This window comes from Streptacidiphilus neutrinimicus (assembly GCF_000787815.1).
GTDB classification, from domain to species: domain Bacteria; phylum Actinomycetota; class Actinomycetes; order Streptomycetales; family Streptomycetaceae; genus Streptacidiphilus; species Streptacidiphilus neutrinimicus.
The window spans coordinates 18,927-37,115 of record NZ_BBPO01000053.1 but is presented as its reverse complement, the minus strand read 5'-3'; the positions used below and the strand labels follow the sequence as shown (position 1 = coordinate 37,115).

Below are 18,189 nucleotides of genomic sequence, written 5' to 3'. Positions count from 1 at the left end.
GGCGGCGGCCGCGGCCGCGGCGAGCTCGCCCTCCTCCGGCTGGTCGTCGTCGACGTTACGGCGGCGTCCCGGCAGGGCGAGGACGACGAGGGCTGCGGCGAGCACGCACTGCACGCCGATCCAGCCGGTGTGGACGATGCTCTCGTGGTAGCTGACCTCCAGCTTTCCGCCGGAAGCGGGCAGCTGGAAGCCCTGGGCCCAGCCGTCGACGGTCTTCGGCGTGAGCGCCTGGCCGTCGAGGGTCGCGGTCCAGCCGGAGTCGGCGGTGTCGGCGAGGCGCAGCACGCGCCCGCCGGAGCCCGCCGGGATGGTGGCGCTGACGTCGATCGCTCCGGAGGGGACGGTGACGTCGGGGCTGCCGGCGGTGCGGATCAGGACCCGGCCGGTGTTGTCCTGGAGCCGCCAGAGGCTGTCGGCCTGCTGCTGGTTCAGGCGGGCGAGACCGGCGGTGGAGTTGAGCGTCGCGGCGAGGCCGTCGTCGACCGGTGCGAGGACCTCGACGTACTGGATGCCGAAGTCCGCCAGCTGGGCCGCCTGGTCGCCGCCGGAACCGGCGGTGAGGTCGCCGACCAGCTGCGCGAGCTGCGGCGAGGACGTGTCCGCGGCCGCGCCCTCGCCGCCGCCGACGGTCGGCCCGGAGCCGCGCACCAGGGCGTAGGAGACGACCTGGCCCCGGTCGCCGGTGCGCAGCACCAGCGTGCGGATCTGGTCGCCGCTCTGCGACTGCTGGGCGATGAACGCGGGGACGAGCGTGCCGTCGCCGCGCTGGATCGGACCGGCCGCGCCACGGATCAGCCACCAGCCCGCGGCCGCGACCGGCGCGAGGGCGGCGGCGAACAGGACGAGGGCCGCGACGGGCTGACGCCAGCCGAAGTTGATGGCGGCGACGCGCTCGCGGGCGTGGTCGGCGCCGATCGCGGCGGCGGCGAGCAGCGCGACGCCGGCGACGAGGGTGGTCGGACCGCCCCAGACCGGCACGGGCGTCTGGCCGGCGCCGGGCACGACGGTGGTGCCCGCGACGACCACGGTGCCGACGAGGCCGACGGTGGCCGCGCCCCAGGCCGCGACGACGGCGCGGCGGCGGTCGGCGCGCAGCAGCGCGGCGAGCGCGGCCACCGGGACGCCGACGATCAGCAGACCGGGGACGACGCCCTTGCCGCCGGGGTCGAGGGTGAGCAGGTCCACCGGGGTGGCCGGCGAGCCGACCAGGCCGGGGATGCCCGCCTCCAGCAGGAAGCGGCCCGGGTGCGTCAGCAGCCCGAGCGACCACGGCGCGAGGACCAGCAGCGGCGTGCCGAGCATGGCCGCCACCCGCGGGGCCAGACCGCGCAGCGCGCCGACGCCCTGGCCGAACGCGCCGCCGCGCAGGAACGCGCCGAGCAGCGCGACGCCGGCCAGCAGCAGGCCGAGCAGCCAGGCGAGCGGCACGAAGGCCGTGGTAAGCGTGAGCGTGAACGCGGCGACCCAGGCGCTGCGCCAGCCGGGGCGGCCGCCACGGGCGGCGGTCTCGCGGCGGATGCCGAGGCCGAAGGCGATCGCGGCGGCGCGGGCCAGCAGCGGCAGCAGGATGGCGAGGACGGCGGTGCCGATGCGGCCCTGCGCGATGGCGCCGGTCGCCGCGGGCAGCAGCGCGTAGCTGGCGCTGGCCCAGGCGCGAACCAGGCGGGAGTCGATCAGCGGCCGGGAGACCAGGTAGGCGGCGACGCCGGACAGCGGCACGGTCAGCAGCAACAGCAGCGAGACCGCGAGCCCCGGATTTCCGAAGCAGAGGCTGGAGAGCGCGGCCAGCACGCCGAGGTAGGGCGGGGCGCTGCCCGCGGAGCCGACGCCGACGGCCTGCCAGCCGCTGGCGTACTGCTGCCACAGGTCGGTGGCGCCGCCCGGGGTCGGCAGCAGCGCGCCGCCGTAGATCGAGCCGCCGGTGAGCAGCGAGCGGCAGGCGATCAGGGTCAGCACGAGCAGACCGGCGAAGAGCACGGGCGCGGGCTTGCGGGCGATCCGCTTGACCATCGCGAACTGCTCGATCTCGAGGATGTCGTTGTCGTCGTCGACGGGGCCGGACTCGACGGCGCCGTGCCGGGACGAGAAGGCCTCGTTCGCGCGTCCGCCGCCGAGTTCGGCGACGAGGTTCTCGGCGGCGGCCCGGGTGGTGGCGCCGAGCGCCGGGAAGAGCGTGCGGTCGTCGAGCGCGTCCCCCGTCCGGGTGCGCCCGCGCCGGGTGCGGCCCGCGAGCAGCGAGCCGAAGCGCAGCATGACGTGGCCGAGGCCGCCGATCTCGTCGAGCGCGAGGTGGGGGGTCTTGGCGAGGAGGTAGCCGAGGGCACGCAGCACGGTGCTGACGTGGATCCGCAGCAGCAGGTACGGCAGCAGCGCGGCGCGGGAGTTGGCCAGCAGCGTGTAGATGCCGCCGGCCTTGTCGATCCGGTGCGGACGGTCGGGCCGGGCGCAGTCGATGGGGCGGCGCTCGCGGCTGGCGGCCTCCGCGTGGCGGACGACGGCGTCGGGCGCGACGACGGTGCGGTGGCCCGCGGCGGCGACGCGCCAGCACAGGTCCACGTCGTCACGCATCAGCGGCAGTTGCTTGTCGAAGCCGCCGAGCTGCTCGAAGACGTCACGGCGGATCAGCATGCCCGCGCTGGAGACGGAGAGGACCGGGCGGACCTGGTCGCGCTGGCCCTGGTCCTGCTCGCGGCGGTCCAGGCCGGTCCAACGGCGGCCGGAGCGGGCGATGCTGACGCCGACCTCGAGCAGCTGGCGCCGGTCGTACCAGGAGCGGATCTTGGGACCGATGACGGCGGCGGTCGGCGTGGTCTCGGCGACCTGGAGCAGCTTGCGCAGCGCGTCCGGCGCGGGCTCGCAGTCGTCGTGGAGCAGCCAGAGCCACTCGACGGGCTCGGTGTTGCGCGCCCCGCGCAGTTGCTCGGCGGCGAGCTCGTCGTGGTGGCCGAGCGGGTCGCCGAACTGATCATGGCCGCCGTGCTCGGGGTCGAGCGGGTCGTAGCCGTTCGGGATGGCGTAAGGCAGGCTCTCGGCGTAGAGCGGCGACAGGCCGCGCACGCTCTCGTTGACCGCGGTGCCGAAGCCGGTGCGCCGTCCGTACTGCAGCACGGCGTCCTGGCCGAGCGCGTCGGCGAGCAGGCGCGGAGTCGCGTCGGTGGATCCGGTGTCGGCGGCGACGACGCGCTGCACGGGCCGGTCCTGTCCGAGCAGACCGCGCAGGGTCTGCGGCAGCCAGCGGGCCCCGTCGTGGGCCACGACGACGGCGGTGACCAGGTGCCGGGGATAAGCCGGCGGGCGCCCTGCGCCCGGGTGCCCTGGGGGCTGATGGGTGTAGGCAGACATCGCTTGTGACGGACCCCGGTTCGCTGATCGCTACGACGCGTGCGCGCGTCAGGCGCACCGCTGGCGGACCACACTAACGGGTTGTCGTGAAGCGCGGTGAGGCCCGTCGGGCGATTCGGGTCTGCCCGCAGCCCGAGGGAACCTCTCACCTGCGCGTCGGCGTCCAGCTCTACGAAGGGTGTCCAGGTGTGCTCGCCTCCGACCGGTTCCACCGCGGCCGCCGACCCGTCACCCTTCGAGCAAGTATGCGATATGCGGAGGAATCGGACGTGGCCCGTTGACCGGCGGTCAGATGACGGCCTTCTTCAGGCGCCGGCGCTCCCGCTCCGAGAGGCCGCCCCAGATGCCGAAGCGCTCGTCGTTGGCGAGGGCGTACTCGAGGCACTCGTTGCGGACCTCGCAGGCGAGGCAGACCTTCTTGGCCTCGCGGGTCGAGCCGCCCTTCTCCGGGAAGAAGGACTCCGGGTCGGTCTGGGCGCACAGCGCGCGCTCCTGCCAGCCGAGCTCCTCCTCGACTTCTGCCTCGTCGCCGACGACCAACAGATCAAAGAGCTCGCTCATGCGCGCGCCTCCTACCCCTCGTGCTCGTGCATCCCCGTGATGCGTCCGTGACCTGATGCGGCTTTGGGACACGGGTGAAATTACATGTGCGTTCTTTCGCCGCCGTCAAGCCGCGGTCTGGTATTAGGCCCCGGATTCACTCCCCGGAACCACACGGTCACCATAAGTGTGCAAATCCGGACAAACCGGAGCCGCAGCTACCGCTGAGCGGAAGCTCGTCAGGATGCGTTGAGGGCGGCGTTCCCGCTCATTCGCACCCCCAAACCCAGAAGGTGCTTTATCCACCGATCAGGTGATCTGGTCCCTCACGCCCCTGTCGCAACGGAGCGGAAGTTGACAAACGCGGTCTTGACAAGGTCTGCTTGCGGCATGTCTACGCACCGCGTCTCGTCGAGCAGCCGTCTCCACGGCTCGCTTCGCCGTGCCGCGAGTGCGCTGTGTTGTCGCTGTCGCTAGGGCCTCATTCCTTCCCCCAGCCGACAGCCCCCTCCGGCCGCGAGCCAGTGCCGCCGAGCCAGTAGAGGGCGCTCCCCTCTAGGACGACACAGCCGTGACCGCCGCCCCGCGTCTCTCCGCCCCCGCCATGGCCACCCCCCCGGCCTTCGCCGACGGCCTCAGCGACGTCAGCATCGCCGGTGACCCGCTCGCCTGGCCGCACCTCGCGCCCGAGCCGCTCGCCCACCCGACCACCGTCGGCGACTTCGCCGCGCTCGCCCGCCGCGTCGCCGCGGACGGCGACCGCTGGCGGTCACTGGTCCGCTACGACGCACTGACGCGCTGGTACGCCCGACTGGAGACGGGCCCCGGCTACGAGGTCTGGCTGCTCTCCTGGCTGCCGGGCCAGGGCAGCGGCGCGCACGACCACGGCGGCTCCTCCGCCGTGATGACCGTGCTGCAGGGCGAGCTCACCGAACTCGGCGCCGGCCGCGGGCCGCGCGCGCTCACCGCGGGCGCCCAGCGCGTCATCGCCCCCGGCTACGTGCACGAGGTCGTCAACGACACCCTGGAGCCGGCCCTCAGCCTGCACGTGTACTTCCCGGGACTGACGCGGATGACGCCGCATCCGCCGCACGTGCTGCGTCGGCCGACGGTCCAGGGTCGGCCGACGGTCGAGGGTGGGCCGACGGTCGAGGGGCAGGGCGCGCTGCTCGCCTGAGCCCGAACGCTGCGGAGCGGGACCGCCAGGCCAGTCCGGCGAGCACCAGCCCGAGCGCCGCGAGGTAGGCGGGCCGCTGCACGTCGCCCTCGTAGAGGTAGGTGACCAGGCCCGCGACCGGCACGCCGAGCCACTCCCAGCGGCCCTCCAGCGCGGCCAGCGCGAGCAGCAGCAGGCTGTACCAGGGGTAGCTGGGTGTCGCGAGCAGCAGCGCGGCCCCCGTCACCGTCAGCGCTCCGCGCCAGGGCCGCAGGGGATCGCCGTGCAGCACGACGGCGAGGGAGACGCCCGCCAGCACCGCCGCCGCCAGCAGCCCGAGCCGGGCCTGCGGCACGGGCAACAGCGCCAGCAGCGCGAAGCGGCCGCCCTGGTCGTAACCCTCCTCCTGGAGGTAACCGGGCAGGAAGCCGATGACGCCGACACCCGAGGCGAGGACGTACGGCAGGTAGGCGACCGCGAAGGTCGAGACGGTGGCGGCCGTGAGCCGCAGCCGTCCGCGTCGCCGGGCCAGCGCGCCCGGGATCACCACGGCCGGGATCAGCTTCACCGCCGTCGCGGCCCCGAGCAGCGCCCCGGCGACCCCCGGACGTCGCCCGGAGGCGGCCACGGCGAGGCCGAGCAGCGCAAGCAGCACCCCGAGGGTGTCCACGTGCGCGTCGTTGACCGACCAGATCGCCACCCCCGGACACCACGCCCACAGCCCCGCCCATGCCGCGGGCGCCCGCCGCACGCGCAGCATCCGCAGCAGCACCGCGGTGACCCCGATCGCGAGCAGCGCGCCGAGCAGCTGCGCGACCTGGACGGTGCCGCCGAGCAGGCGCAGCAGCAGGAACCAGAACTCGGCGACCGGCGGGTAGATCGTGTGCACCGTCGGGCGGTTGATGTGCGTGCAGATCTGCGCCGCGTGGTGCAGGTCCCATCCGACGCACGGGGCGTTCGCGGCGTGCGGCGGGAAGAGGGCGGGCGCCTGGGCGCGCAGGTGGGCGAGTGCCGGGTCGACGGGCGTGTAGGCGTAGGGCGAGATCCCGGCCGCCTGCACCTGGCCGTCCCAGGCGTAGCGGTAGGCGTCGTCGCTGGTGCGCGGCGGCGCGAGCAGCCCTGTCGCGGCGACGGCCACGCCGCCGAGCAGCACCAGGGCGCGGACCGCGCGTTCGGGCAGACCGCGCCCGAGCAGCGCGAGCAGCAGCGCCGCGCCGAACAGCAGGCCGTCCGCGAGGTACCAGCCGTGCAGCGGGCCGGGGCGGCCGAGCGTGCCGCCGCCGGTGAAGGTCCGCGCGAGCGCGAGCACGAGCGCGAGCAGGACGGCGGAGCAGGCGAGGGTGCGGAGCTTGGCGACCACGCGACCACCGTGGCACCGCGCCGGCCGCCGAGGGAGTGCGGACGGCCCGACGTCCCTCTTTCGTAAGACCTGCGGACCGGGCCGGAGGAGCCGCTACGCGCCCGGTGCGGCCTGCGCCGCCTCGTAGCGGTCCTGCGCGGCCAGGATCGCGGGCATCGCGTGGTGCAGGTGCTCGATCAGGTCGAGCAGCCTCGCGGCGGTCTCCTGGCCGAGCGGGGTGAGCCGGTACTCGACGTGCGGCGGCATCGCGGCGACGACGATCCGGTCGGCGAACCCGTCGCGCTCCAGCGTGTGCAGCGTCTGGGACAGCATCTTCTCGCTGATCCCGTCGACCTTGCGACGGACCTCGCCGAAGCGCGCCACGCCCAGCTCGCGCAGTGCGGCCAGCACCAAAACGCCCCAGCGTCCGGTGATGTGCTCCAGCGCCGGGCGGGAGGGGCAGTCGCGCGCGAACACGTCGAAGTCCTCGTGGACCGGGGTGGGGGTCTGCGCGTCAGCCATGCCGCCAGCCTAGCCCGCCAGCTAACCAATCGGAAGCACTAACTTTTCGTTTGCGCTTTCTGTTAGTTAGTGCAATGCTCGTCGGCATGACGAACCCCGTGATCTCCATCGCCTTCCACTCCGGCTACGGCCACACCGCCGTCCTCGCCGAGGCCGTCCGCGACGGCGCCACCGAGGCCGGCGCGACCGTGCACCTGATCCCCGTGGACGCGATCACCGAGGAGCAGTGGTCCCTGCTGGACGCCTCCGACGCGATCGTCTTCGGCTCGCCGACCTACATGGGCACCGCCTCCGCCGCGTTCCACGCCTTCGCCGAGGCCTCCTCCAAGCGCTGGTTCGGCTCTCAGTGGAAGGACAAGCTGGCCGCCGGCTTCACCAACTCCGGCTCCAAGAGCGGCGACAAGCTCCACACCCTGCAGTTCTTCACGGTGCTGGCCGCGCAGCACGGGATGCACTGGGTCAACCTGGGCCTCCACCCGGGCTGGAACTCCAGCGAGGCCTCCGAGAACGACCTCAACCGCCTCGGCTTCTTCCTCGGCGCGGCCGCGCAGACCAACGTCGACCAGGGCGCGGACGCGGTCCACAAGGCGGACGTCGCCACGGCCGAGCACCTCGGCCGCAGGATCGCCGAGACGGCGAAGCGGTTCTCCCCCGCGGCCTGAACACACCGTCTGAACGCGCACGCCCCAGGGGCGCGGGCCGTGGCCCGCGCCCCTACGCGTGCGGCAGCAGCAGCTCCAGGAAGACCCGGCCGTCCGAGCGCCAGTCGCCCGACGCGGTGAATCCCGCCGCCTCCGCGACGCGGACGGTGGCGGCCGGGCCCAGGCGGGCCCAGGGAAAGGCCGGTCCGAGGCGGCCCGCGCCGTCCTCCAGACGGACCGTCAGCCGCTCGTCGACCTCCTCCGGTTCCACCTCGACGAGCAGTCGGCCGCCGGGGGCCAGCAGCACGGCCACCCGGTCCAGCAGGGCCGAGGGGTCTCCCCCGATCCCGAGATTGCCGTCGGCCAGCAGGCCCGTGCCCCAGCGCCCCTCCCCCGGCAGGCGCTCGAAGACCGACCTGCACAGGGCGCTGCCGCCGAGGCCGACCGTCCGGGTCACCGCCGCCGGCGTCACGTCGACGCCCAGCGCGGGCAGGCCGTGCCGCTGGATCGCGGTGACCAGCCGCCCCGGGCCGCAGCCGATGTCGAGCGTGGGGAGGCCCCGCCGCACCGCCCGGTCGACCATGGTCGAGTCGGCGCGGTCGGGCTCCGCGCACCAGCGCTCCACGTGGAGCGGGATGCGGTCGGGCCCCTCCTCCGTGCGGAGCCACAGCGGGCCGCGGCCGGTGCGCATCGCGGTCGCGAAGGGGTCGTCGGTGCGCCCCCAGCCGAGGACCGGCGTGGAGGGATAGGCGGGGGAGGTGGGACGGGTGGGATACGTGGAGGAAGAGGCGCTCACCCGACCAGGGCGCTTTCCACACGCGCATCCCGCCCATCCCGCGCGTCCCGCGCGTCCCGCCATGTCGCCGCGAAGCGGGACCCGGGCGACAGCGCGGCGACGTCGTCCGCGGTCGCCGGGGTGTCGACGTCCGTCAGCTCCGGCAGCTCCCACACGCGCAGGCCCTCGGCCGCCAGCCGGGCCCGCAGCGCCGCGCCCGTCGTGGCCGTGGACATCGGCACGCCGCACAGCAGGCGCCCGGCCAGCCGGGCGTCCGGACGGGCCAGTCCGAAGGCCCAGAAACCGCCGTCCGTCGCCGGGCCGAACCACGCGTCCACGCCCGCCCGCCCGGCGGGCGCCAGCGCTTCGGCGAGGGTGCGGGCCGCCAGCTGGGGCGTGTCCATCCCGACCAGCAGCGCGGGCGCCGGGCCGGCCGCCGCGGCGAACGCCGCCGCCAGCCGGTAGTCGAGGCCGCCCCCGGGCTGCGGGACCACGTCCCATCCCGGGCGCAGCCAGCGGCCCGGCAGGCCGTCCAGGACCAGCACCCGGCGCGAGGCCGGGACCTGTTCGAGCGTCATCATCGTGTCCACGAGCGCCGCCTCGGCCACGGCCGCGGCCTGCCCGGGGGTGACCGCCGACGTCAGCCGGGTCTTGACCCGGCCCGGCGCGGGCGACTTGGCCAGCAACAGCAGCACCGGCGCCGGGGCGGCCAGGATCGCGCCCATGTCGCGGATCGCCTGGCGGGTGCCGCGCAGCGTGCCGGTCACCTTGGAGCGCCCGGCGCGCGGCCGGTAGGCGACCGGCACCTCCGCGAGCCGCATCCCGGCGGCCGAGGCGGCGAGGACCATCTCCAGCGGGTAACCCGAGCGCCGGTCGCCGAGGCCCAGCGCCAGCAGCCGTTCGCGCGCCGCGATCCGCATCGGGCCCAGATCGTGCAGGGGCGCGCCCGTCCGTGCCCGCAGTCGGCGCGCGAGTTCGGCGTTGGCCAGCCGGGCGTGCGCCGGCCAGGCGCCGCGTCCTTCCGGCACGCGGCGGCCGAGCACCAGCTCCGCGTGGCCCGTCGCCAGCGGCGCGAGCAACCGGGGCAGCTCCGCCGGGTCGAGCGAGGCGTCGCAGTCGCAGAAGGCGACGTAGGGGGCGCGGGCCGCCAGCAGTCCGGCGTGGCAGGCGGCGCCGAAGCCCCGGCGGGGCTCGCGGACCACCGTCGCGCCCAGCGAGGCGGCCAGCTCGGCCGAGCCGTCCTTCGAGCCGTTGTCCACGACGATCGGCCGCACCCCGCGCGGCACCCGGCCGAGCACCCACGGCAGCGCCTCGGCCTCGTCGAGGCAGGGCAGCACGAGATCGACGGTCACGCCCGCGTCGGATCCGTCGGTTCGGCAAGCTCCGTCAGCGTTGTCCATGGACCTCACGCTAGGAGCGGCGGGCCCGCCGCAGCCCCGCGCGGCACCTTACGGAACGAGAACGTCCTCCTCACGACGGGCGCCACGTGGGGCGGAAGACTCCTACGGTGGAGGAGTGAGCGAAGCACTCGACGCACCGGCGCTGCCCGCCCCGGTGCCGCGCCGGATCCTTGTCGTGGACGACGACCCGACCGTGGCCGAGGTCGTGTCCGGCTACCTTCAGCGCGCCGGCTACGCCGTCGACCGTGCGGTCGACGGCCGCGCCGCGCTGGAGAGGGCCGCGGCCCTCCACCCCGACCTGGTCGTCCTGGACCTGATGCTGCCGGAGATCGACGGGCTGGAGGTCTGCCGGCGGCTGCGCGCCGAGCCGCTCTCGCAGGCCGTCCCGATCGTCATGCTGACCGCCAAGGGCGACGAGCACGACCGCATCCTCGGGCTGGAGCTGGGCGCGGACGACTACGTGACCAAGCCGTTCTCGCCGCGCGAGCTGGTGCTGCGGATCCAGTCGGTGCTCCGCCGCAGCGCGGGCGCGGCCGCACCCGCCGCGGCGGTCGACGAAGGCCCGTTCACGGCGGGCGACCTGCGGGTCGACCCCACGGCGCGGCGGGCCTGGCGCGGGGCGCGCGAACTGACGCTGACGCTGCGCGAGTTCGACCTGCTCGCGTTCCTGCTGGGACACCCCGGGACGGCCTTCGGCCGCGACGAGCTGATGCGGCGGGTGTGGGGCTGGGACTTCGGGGACCTGTCGACGGTCACCGTGCACGTACGACGGCTGCGGGAGAAGATCGAGGACGACCCGGCCGCGCCGCGCCTGATCACCACGGTGTGGGGCGTCGGCTACCGCTTCGACCCCTCGGATGCGCCCGGCCGCGCCGCGGAGACGGCGGTGCCCCATGCATGACCTGCTGGTGATGGCCGCGTACGCGGCGCTCGGCGCGGGCCTGGCCGGGCTCGTCGGCTGGCCGGCCGTCGTGCTGCTGCGGCGGCGCTCGCTGTCGCTGTCGCTTTTCACCGTCGCGCTGGTGACGGTGCTGGCGGTGGCGACCGGGACGATCGCGGTCGCCCAGGCGATGTTCCTGTCCCGGGAGGACTACGGCGTCGTCGTCGTGGTGCTGGCCATGGGCTCCGTGGTGTCGCTGCTGGTGGCCTGGCTGCTGGCACGTCAGGTGGCGATCGGCAGCAAGGAGTTGCGACGGGCGGCCCGCACCGTCGGCAGCGACGCGGGCTTCTCGGCGCCGTCCGTGCCCCTGAACTCGGAACTGCAGGCGCTGGGCGCGGAGCTGGCCGCGACCAGCGCGCGTCTGGAGGAGTCCCGGCAGCGCGAACGCGCGCTGGAGTCCTCCCGGCGCGAGCTGATCGCCTGGATCTCGCACGACCTGCGCACCCCGCTGGCGGGCCTGCGGGCGATGGCGGAGGCGCTGGAGGACGGCGTCGCGGACTACCCCGCGCTCTACCACGCCCGGATCCGCACCGAGGTCGACCGGCTCACCGGCATGGTCGACGACCTCTTCGAGCTCTCCCGCATCCAGGCGGGCGCGCTGACGCTCTCGCTGGCCCGGGTCTCCGTCTACGACCTGGTCGGCGACGCGATAGCCGGGGCGTACCCGCTGGCGCGGGAGCGGGGCGTCTACCTGGTCGGACACGGCATCGACCCGGTCCCCGTGGAGGTCGACCCCCGCGAGATCACCCGCGTGCTCGGCAACCTGCTGGTCAACGCGATCCGTGCGACCCCTGTCGACGGCACGGTCGCGATCGCGGCCCGCGAGTTCGACCGCGAGGTGGTCCTGTCGGTCACCGACGGCTGCGGCGGCATCCCGGAGTCGGACCTGTCCCGCGTCTTCGAGACCGGCTTCCGCGGCGCGGCCGCGCGCACCCCCCGCACTCCTCCCGCCCCCGGCGAGGCCGGCGCGGGCCTCGGCCTCGCCATCGTCCGCGGCATCGTCGAAGCCCACGAGGGCCGCGCCTCCGTACGCAACGTCGTCGGCGGCTGCTGCTTCGAGATCGCCCTCCCCACGGCGGCGTGGTGAAGGTGGCCGCCCGACGGGCGCCGGCCACGGTACGTTCGTGGAGGTCGGCCGCGAGCGGAGGGGTGAGCAACCCGGACAACGACTACATCGACAAGGTCGTGGACTACCCCGCCATGGGCATCCCGCACTACCTTCTGGTCGCCCCGCGCAGGGGCCTCGTCTTCACCTACGAGGCCATCCCTGGGCCCCGAGGCCATCCTCCCGGGCCCCGACGGCCCGCGCTACGACCGCGTCAGGGACTACGTGTTCGGCGACACCGTCCCCCTCGGCCCCTGGCGTATCGACACCCCGGCCTTCCGGCAGTACGGACACTGATGCCGGCAGCCGGCGGGCGCGGCGGGACACCGTCGCGGCGGCTGCGCGCGGCGGGGGTCGGGGCGCGGGTGGTGCGGGCCTAGCCTGGCCGTATGCGTGAGCGTGAGTTGATCGAGGCACTCGGGTTGGAGCCGCATCCCGAGGGCGGGTACTTCCGGCGGATCTACACCAGCCCGCACGCGTACGCCGCCGCGGGCGGGACACGGCCGACGGCGACGTCGATCTACTACCTGATGACCGCCGAGCGGCCGTGCGGGCGGCTGCACCGGAACCGCAGCGACATCCTGCACTTCTTCCTCGAGGGCGACCCCGTCGAGTACCACACCGTCGACGCCGACGGGCGGCTCGGCGTGCGGGTGCTCGGGGACGCCGAGGAGCGGCACCTGCTGGTGCCCGGCGGCTGGTGGAAGGCGTCCCGGCTGCCGGACGGGGCGCGCCACGCGCTGGTCGCGGAGGTGGTGACGCCCGGGTTCGACTTCGCCGACCACGAGTTCGCGAGCGAGGCGGACCTGCCGCCCGGGCTGCGGGACGGGTTGCGTCAGTTCCTCGCGTAGTCCGGAGCCTCGACCGGCGCCTCGACGGTCGGCGCCTCGGCGGCGAACTCCGCCATGCCGTCCGCGAAGGAGACCCGGGGACGCCAGCCCAGCTCGTTGCGGAGCCGGCTGGAGTCGGCGGTGATGTGCCGGACGTCGCCGAGGCGGTACTCGCCGGTGACGACCGGCGCCGGGCCGCCGCACGCGGTGGCGAGCGCGCGGGCGAGGTCGCCGACGGTGCGGATCTCGCCGCTGCCGACGTTGTACGCGCGGAACGAGCCCGGCTCGCGCTCGCCGACGGAGGCCAGCGCGGCGACGTTCGCCGAGGCCACGTCGGTGACGTGGACGAAGTCCCGGCGCTGCGCGCCGTCCTCGAAGACGCGCGGGGCCTCGCCGCGTGCCAGCGCCGAGCGGAACAGCGCGGCCACGCCCGCGTACGGGGTGTCGCGCGGCAGGCCGGGGCCGTAGACGTTGTGGTAGCGCAGCGAGACCGCGACCCCGCCGCAGGCGCGGGCCCAGGCGGAGGCGAGGTGCTCCTGGTGCAGCTTGGTCGCGGCGTAGACGTTGCGCGGGTCCACCGGGGCGTCCTCGCCGACCGAACCGGGCGTCAGTTCCGCCCCGCAGGAGGGGCAGCGCGGTTCGAAGCGACCCGCGTCCAGGTCCGCGACGCGGCGCGGCGGCGCGGGGACGGCGCCGTGGGCGCCGCAGTCGTAGCGGCCCTCGCCGTAGACGACCATGGAGCCGGCCAGCACGAGCCGCTGGACGCGGGCCCGCGCCATCGCGGCGAGCAGGACGGCGGTGCCCTGGTCATTGGTGTCGACGTAGTCGGGCGCGTCGGTGAAGTCCACACCGAGGCCGACCATCGCCGCCTGGTGGCAGACGGCGTCGACGCCGCGCAGCGCGCCCGCGACCACGACGTGGTCGCGCAGATCACCGATCACGGATGTGACGCCCGGCAACGACACGGGCCGCCGATCCAGAACGTGAACACCGTGCCCGTCCGCGAGCAGTGCTCGCGCGATCGCCGTTCCGATGAACCCGGCCCCGCCGGTCAGCAGTAGCTCCATGCCCCGACGCTAGGCCCGAACGGGCCCCGGCACAGCGTCGAACACCGGCGCGTCACCACTCCGTAAGGACGCCTGCAAGGATGGACGGCATGCGCATCACCGTACTGGCCGGAGGAATCGGCGGGGCCCGCTTTCTGCGCGGCCTCAAGACGGCGGTCGGCCCCGCCGACGAGATCACCGTCATCGGCAACACGGGCGACGACATCCACCTGTTCGGGCTGAAGGTCTGCCCCGATCTGGACACCGTGATGTACACGCTCGGCGGCGGCATCCACGAGGAGCAGGGCTGGGGCCGCGCGGACGAGACCTGGTCGGTCAAGGAGGAGCTCGCCGCGTACGGCGTCGGGCCGTCCTGGTTCGGGCTGGGCGACCGCGACTTCGCCACCCACATCGTCCGCACCCAGATGCTCGCCGCGGGCTACCCGCTGAGCGCCGTCACCGAGGCCCTGTGCGACCGCTGGCAGCCCGGCGTCCGGTTGCTCCCGATGACCGACGACCGGGTGGAGACCCACGTCGTCGTCGACGACCCGGACCAGGACGGCAAGCGCCGTGCGATCCACTTCCAGGAGTACTGGGTCAAGCTGCACGCCTCCGTCCCGGCGGAGGCGATCCTGCCGGTCGGCGCGGAGACGGCCAAGCCGGCCCCCGGCGTGGTCGAGGCGATCGCGGAGGCGGACGTGATCCTCTTCCCGCCGTCCAACCCCGTCGTCTCCATCGGCACGATCCTCGCCGTTCCCGGCGTGCGTGAGGCGCTGGTCGCCGCGAAGGCGCCGATCGTGGGCCTCTCCCCCATCGTCGGCGGCGCGCCGGTGCGCGGCATGGCCGACAAGGTGCTGGAGGCCGTGGGCGTGGAGACCACCGCGGCGGCGGTCGCCCGGTACTACGGCGCGGACCTGCTCGACGGCTGGCTCGTCCACACCGGCGACGACGCGGCGGTGGCCGAGGTCGAGGCGGCCGGGATCGCCTGCCGCGCCGTGCCGCTGATGATGACGGACGTGGAGGCGTCCGCCGCGATGGCCCGTCAGGCGCTGGAGCTGGCCGAGCAGGTGCGCGCGTGAACGGCGCGCAGGACGCGACGGGCGCCGACTCGGTCGAGATCCTCGCGGTCGGCGGCCTGCCGGAGGTCGCGGCCGGGGACGACATCGCCGCGCTGCTGGCGGGCGCGGAGGGCTTCGCCCTGCGCGACGGCGACCTGCTCCTGGTCACCTCGAAGATCGTCAGCAAGGCCGAGGGCCGGCTCGTCCAGGCCGAGGACCGCGAGGCCGCGATCGACGCCGAGGCCGTCCGCGTGGTCGCCCGGCGCGGACGCACCAGGATCGTGGAGAACCGGCAGGGCCTGGTCATGGCGGCGGCCGGGGTCGACGCGTCCAACACCCCGCCCGGGACGGTCCTGCTGCTGCCGGAGGACCCGGACGCCTCGGCGCGGGCGCTGCGCAAGCGCCTGCACGAGCTGACCGGCGCGCGGGTGGGCGTGCTGATCACCGACACCTTCGGCCGCCCGTGGCGCAACGGCCTCACCGACGTGGCCATCGGCGCCGCCGGCGTCGCGGTCCTGGAGGACCACCGCGGTCGCGTCGACAGCCACGGCAACGAGCTCTCCCTCACCGTCACCGCCACCGCGGACGAGCTGGCCGCGGCGGCGGACCTGGTGAAAGGCAAGACCTCCGGCCGCCCCGTCGCGATCGTGCGCGGCCTCGGCCACGTCGTGACGGATGACGACGGCGACGGCATCCGCCCGTTGATCCGCCCGGTCGACGAGGACCTCTTCCGCCTCGGCACCTCCGAGGCGGTCCGCTCGGCCGTCCACGGCCGGCGCACGGTCCGCAGCTTCACCAGCGCTCCGGTCGACCCGAACGCGGTCCGCCGCGCGGTCGCGGCGGCGATCACGGCTCCGGCACCGCACCACACCACGCCGTGGCGCTTCGTCCTGGTCGAGTCGGAGGCCACGCGCACCCGCCTGCTGGACGCCATGCTGGCCGCGTGGAACCGCGACCTCGTCGAACTCGACGGCTGGGACGCGGAGCGGGTCACCCGCCGCGTGCGACGCGGGGACGTGCTCCGCAACGCCCCCTGCCTGGTCGTCCCGTGCATGGTCATGGACGGCTCCCACGACTACCCCGACGCGCGCCGCGCGGCCGCGGAGCGGGAGATGTTCGTGGTGGCGATGGGCGCGGCGGTGGAGAACCTGCTGGTGACACTCGCGGGTGAGGGCCTCGGCTCGGCGTGGGTCTCGTCGACGATGTTCTGCCGCGAGACCGTCCGCGAGGTCCTCGAACTCCCGGCCGAGTGGGACCCGATGGGCGCGGTCGCGATCGGCACCCCGGCCGCGCCTGCGCCCGCGCGCCCCCCACGCGACCCGGAAGCCTTTCTGACGGTCAGGTAGTTGCACCGCCTCAGGGGCGCGAGGCTCTGCCGATGTGCGGCTCCGCCGCGTGGGCGCGAGCAACCACCGACGTGCGGATGGCCCTGCACGTTCGGCGGGCCGCCTAGGTGGATGCTTGTCGCGCAGTTCCCCGCGCCCCTGGATAGTGCGGCTACATGTCCCGGTAATCCAGCGGCGCGTAGCGGGGGGCGCGGCGGGGGGCGGCGACGTGGAGGGTGAGGAGGAGGCGGCAGACGCGGTAGCGGTGGGGGCGGTAGGGCTCCAGCAGTTCCAGCATCACCGCGTCGTCGCTCCGCTCGCGCCCGGCCAGCGCCCAGCCGACCGTGTTGGGCAGGTGCAGGTCGCCGACCGAGACCGCGTCCGCGTCGCCGTTGCTGCGCTGCAGCGTCTCCGCCGCCGTCCACGGCCCGATGCCGGGGACGGTGGTCAGCCGGGCGACGGCGTCGTCCGGGGCCATGGCCGAGGCCTCTTCCAGGCGGGGGGCGAGCTTCGCCGCCCGCACGACCGTGGCCGCGCGCTTGCCGTCGACGCGGGCGCGGTGCCAGGCCCAGGAGGGGATCATCGCCCAGTCGCGCGCCGCGGGCGGCGCGTACATGTACGGGGGGACGGCGGAGCCGCCCGGCGCAGGCTCGCCGTAGCCGCGCAGCAGCGTGCGCCACGCCTCGTACGCCTCACCGGTGGTGACCCGCTGTTCCAGGATCGCGGGGACGAGCGACTCCATCACCAGGCCGGTCCGGCCGATCCGCAGTCCGGGGTGGCGCGCGTGCGCGTCGCGCAGCAGCCGCTGGCCGCACGGGTCGAACGAGGAGGGGTCGTCCTCCGCGCCGAGCCAGCGCGGGACCGCGTCCAACAGCCACGGCGCGCCCGCGCCCCAGGCCGTCGCCTCGACGGCGCCCTCGGCGGGGCGGGTGCGCAGCCGGAGCGTGCCGACGCCGGCGGGGGTGCGGGAGACCCGCCAGAGCGCGCCGTCGGGCGTGCGCCGGTAGGAGGGGTCCAACGGGCCGCGCCGCAGGAAACCGAAGGTCATGGCCACGTCCAGCGGTCCGTCGGGCTTCCAGACCCGCACCGTCTCGCGTGCTCTCGTCGACGTCGCCGCGGCCGCGGCCGACGTCCCGGCCGTCTCGCCGGTCCCGCCTCTCACCCGAGCCAGGTTACCGGCACGAAAAGTTAGCGGCGGGGGCCTGGTCCCTTCACCCGGCGCACGCCGTAGGCTGGGCACCACCATGAGCCAGACACCCTTCAGCGGCGCAGAGTCCCCCGCCGATCTGCTGCGCTCCCTCCTCGAGGCCGATCCCGCGCGCCCGCTCATCACCTTCTACGACGACGCGACAGGAGAGCGGGTCGAGCTCTCCGTCAAGACGTTCGACAACTGGGTGGCCAAGACCGCGAACCTGCTGCAGGACGAGCTGATGGCCGCGCCGGACGACCGGTGCGCGCTGCTGCTGCCCGCGCACTGGCAGAGCGCGATCTGGCTGTTCGCCTGCTGGTCGGTGGGAGTGCTGGCCTGTCCGGGCGGCGACCCGGCCAAGGCGCAGCTCGTCGTGAGCGGGCCGGAGACCCTGGAGTCCGCGCTGACCTGCGAGGGCGAGCGCGTGGCGCTCGCGCTGCGCCCGCTCGGCGGCCGGTTTCCGCAGCTGCCCGAGGGGTTCGTGGACTACGCGGTCGAGGTGCCGGCGCAGGGCGACCGGTTCGTGCCGTACGCGCCGGTGGACCCGTCGCGCCCGGCGCTGGAGATCGACGGCGAGCAGCTGAGCGGCGCGCACGTGGTCTCGCTGGCGGCGGAGCACGCGCGGCAGCTCGGCCTCGACGCGGAGGACCGGGTGCTGTCCACGCTCGGCTACAGCGACTGGGACGGGCTGGCCGGGGGGCTCTTGGCCCCGCTGGTGGTCGGCGGCAGCGTGGTGCTGTGCCGGCACAGCGGGTCGCTCGCCCCGGAGACGCTGGCCCGCCGGATCGAGGACGAGCGGGTCACTCGCCGGCTCGGCTGACGCCGCGACGCCCGACGCCTGGGCCCGGCGCCCCCGGGACGACTCCACGGGACCCGACTTCACGGCGCCCGGCACTCGGGACCGACTTCCCGGCAGCCGGGACCGGCACGCCACGCACCACCCCGGCACGCACCACCCCGCCACGCGCCACCGCGACGCCC

At 74.9% G+C, this 18,189-nt stretch carries 15 protein-coding genes and 2 pseudogenes; 8 read left to right on the top strand and 9 right to left on the bottom strand.

Going from position 1 to position 18,189, the window contains the following annotated elements:
• Both TR48_RS43675 and TR48_RS27760 read right to left on the bottom strand, forming a co-directional pair.
• Nucleotides 1–3,342 (bottom strand): glycosyltransferase family 2 protein (locus TR48_RS43675; RefSeq protein WP_084729817.1); only part of this gene is annotated, 3,342 nt, incomplete at its 3' end.
• Between the two features lie 288 nt (nucleotides 3,343–3,630).
• On the bottom strand, nucleotides 3,631–3,903 hold the full coding sequence (locus TR48_RS27760; protein WP_042372301.1) for a WhiB family transcriptional regulator: 273 nt from the start codon (nucleotides 3,901–3,903) through the stop codon (nucleotides 3,631–3,633).
• Nucleotides 3,904–4,486: 583 nt separating this feature from the next.
• Between TR48_RS27760 and TR48_RS45855 the strand changes: the two genes are divergently transcribed.
• Nucleotides 4,487–5,059: a cysteine dioxygenase gene (locus TR48_RS45855; RefSeq protein WP_084729822.1), complete on the top strand. Its 573-nt coding sequence runs from the start codon at nucleotides 4,487–4,489 to the stop codon at nucleotides 5,057–5,059.
• A 205-nt stretch (nucleotides 5,060–5,264) separates the two neighbouring features.
• Here the strand turns inward: TR48_RS45855 and TR48_RS45850 are convergent.
• Both TR48_RS45850 and TR48_RS27745 read right to left on the bottom strand, forming a co-directional pair.
• A pseudogene (locus tag TR48_RS45850) lies at nucleotides 5,265–5,927 on the bottom strand (glycosyltransferase 87 family protein); the annotation flags it as partial.
• Nucleotides 5,928–6,491: 564 nt separating this feature from the next.
• Nucleotides 6,492–6,899: a winged helix-turn-helix transcriptional regulator gene (locus TR48_RS27745; RefSeq protein ID WP_042372297.1), complete on the bottom strand. Its 408-nt coding sequence runs from the start codon at nucleotides 6,897–6,899 to the stop codon at nucleotides 6,492–6,494.
• Between the two features lie 86 nt (nucleotides 6,900–6,985).
• Between TR48_RS27745 and TR48_RS27740 the strand changes: the two genes are divergently transcribed.
• On the top strand, nucleotides 6,986–7,561 hold the full coding sequence (locus TR48_RS27740; protein ID WP_042372336.1) for a flavodoxin family protein: 576 nt from the start codon (nucleotides 6,986–6,988) through the stop codon (nucleotides 7,559–7,561).
• A 52-nt stretch (nucleotides 7,562–7,613) separates the two neighbouring features.
• On the opposite strand, the gene TR48_RS27735 is transcribed toward TR48_RS27740, so the two are convergent.
• The 3 genes and pseudogenes from TR48_RS27735 to TR48_RS45840 form a co-directional block, all read right to left on the bottom strand.
• Nucleotides 7,614–8,336: a class I SAM-dependent methyltransferase gene (locus TR48_RS27735; RefSeq protein WP_042372295.1), complete on the bottom strand. Its 723-nt coding sequence runs from the start codon at nucleotides 8,334–8,336 to the stop codon at nucleotides 7,614–7,616.
• On the bottom strand, nucleotides 8,333–8,893 hold the full coding sequence (locus tag TR48_RS45845; protein ID WP_236652361.1) for a DUF2064 domain-containing protein: 561 nt from the start codon (nucleotides 8,891–8,893) through the stop codon (nucleotides 8,333–8,335). The genes TR48_RS27735 and TR48_RS45845 overlap by 4 nt, the downstream gene beginning before the upstream one ends.
• An 81-nt stretch (nucleotides 8,894–8,974) precedes the next feature.
• Nucleotides 8,975–9,715: pseudogene (locus tag TR48_RS45840) on the bottom strand (glycosyltransferase family 2 protein); the annotation flags it as partial.
• Nucleotides 9,716–9,830: 115 nt separating this feature from the next.
• Here TR48_RS45840 and TR48_RS27725 point away from each other — a divergent pair.
• From TR48_RS27725 to TR48_RS27715, 3 genes are all read left to right on the top strand, one after another.
• Nucleotides 9,831–10,616: a response regulator transcription factor gene (locus TR48_RS27725; protein ID WP_042372293.1), complete on the top strand. Its 786-nt coding sequence runs from the start codon at nucleotides 9,831–9,833 to the stop codon at nucleotides 10,614–10,616.
• Nucleotides 10,609–11,742, top strand: a complete 1,134-nt coding sequence (locus tag TR48_RS27720) for a sensor histidine kinase (RefSeq protein ID WP_042372291.1) — start codon at nucleotides 10,609–10,611, stop codon at nucleotides 11,740–11,742. The genes TR48_RS27725 and TR48_RS27720 overlap by 8 nt, the downstream gene beginning before the upstream one ends.
• Nucleotides 11,743–12,149: 407 nt before the next feature.
• Entirely contained in the window at nucleotides 12,150–12,611 is a 462-nt protein-coding gene (locus TR48_RS27715; RefSeq protein WP_042372289.1) for a cupin domain-containing protein, read from the top strand.
• Here TR48_RS27715 and TR48_RS27710 read toward each other — a convergent pair.
• Nucleotides 12,596–13,657, bottom strand: a complete 1,062-nt coding sequence (locus tag TR48_RS27710; RefSeq protein WP_042372288.1) for an NAD-dependent epimerase/dehydratase family protein — start codon at nucleotides 13,655–13,657, stop codon at nucleotides 12,596–12,598. The genes TR48_RS27715 and TR48_RS27710 overlap by 16 nt on opposite strands.
• 89 nt (nucleotides 13,658–13,746) lie before the next feature.
• Here TR48_RS27710 and cofD point away from each other — a divergent pair, with 89 nt between their 5' ends.
• Together cofD and TR48_RS27700 are read left to right on the top strand one after the other, a co-directional pair.
• Entirely contained in the window at nucleotides 13,747–14,715 is a 969-nt protein-coding gene (gene cofD / locus TR48_RS27705; protein WP_042372331.1) for a 2-phospho-L-lactate transferase, read from the top strand.
• Nucleotides 14,712–16,040: a coenzyme F420-0:L-glutamate ligase gene (locus TR48_RS27700; protein WP_042372286.1), complete on the top strand. Its 1,329-nt coding sequence runs from the start codon at nucleotides 14,712–14,714 to the stop codon at nucleotides 16,038–16,040. Before cofD ends, TR48_RS27700 begins: the two co-directional genes overlap by 4 nt.
• Nucleotides 16,041–16,191: 151 nt before the next feature.
• Here the strand turns inward: TR48_RS27700 and TR48_RS27695 are convergent, their stop codons facing one another.
• Complete coding sequence (locus TR48_RS27695) at nucleotides 16,192–17,181, bottom strand: DNA-3-methyladenine glycosylase family protein (RefSeq protein ID WP_439654500.1); 990 nt, start codon at nucleotides 17,179–17,181, stop codon at nucleotides 16,192–16,194.
• Nucleotides 17,182–17,263: 82 nt separating this feature from the next.
• Here TR48_RS27695 and TR48_RS27690 point away from each other — a divergent pair, with 82 nt between their 5' ends.
• The gene (locus tag TR48_RS27690) at nucleotides 17,264–18,028 is read left to right on the top strand and encodes a TIGR03089 family protein (protein WP_042372284.1); all 765 of its coding nucleotides are present in this window, start codon (nucleotides 17,264–17,266) and stop codon (nucleotides 18,026–18,028) included.
• Nucleotides 18,029–18,189: the final 161 nt, after the last annotated feature.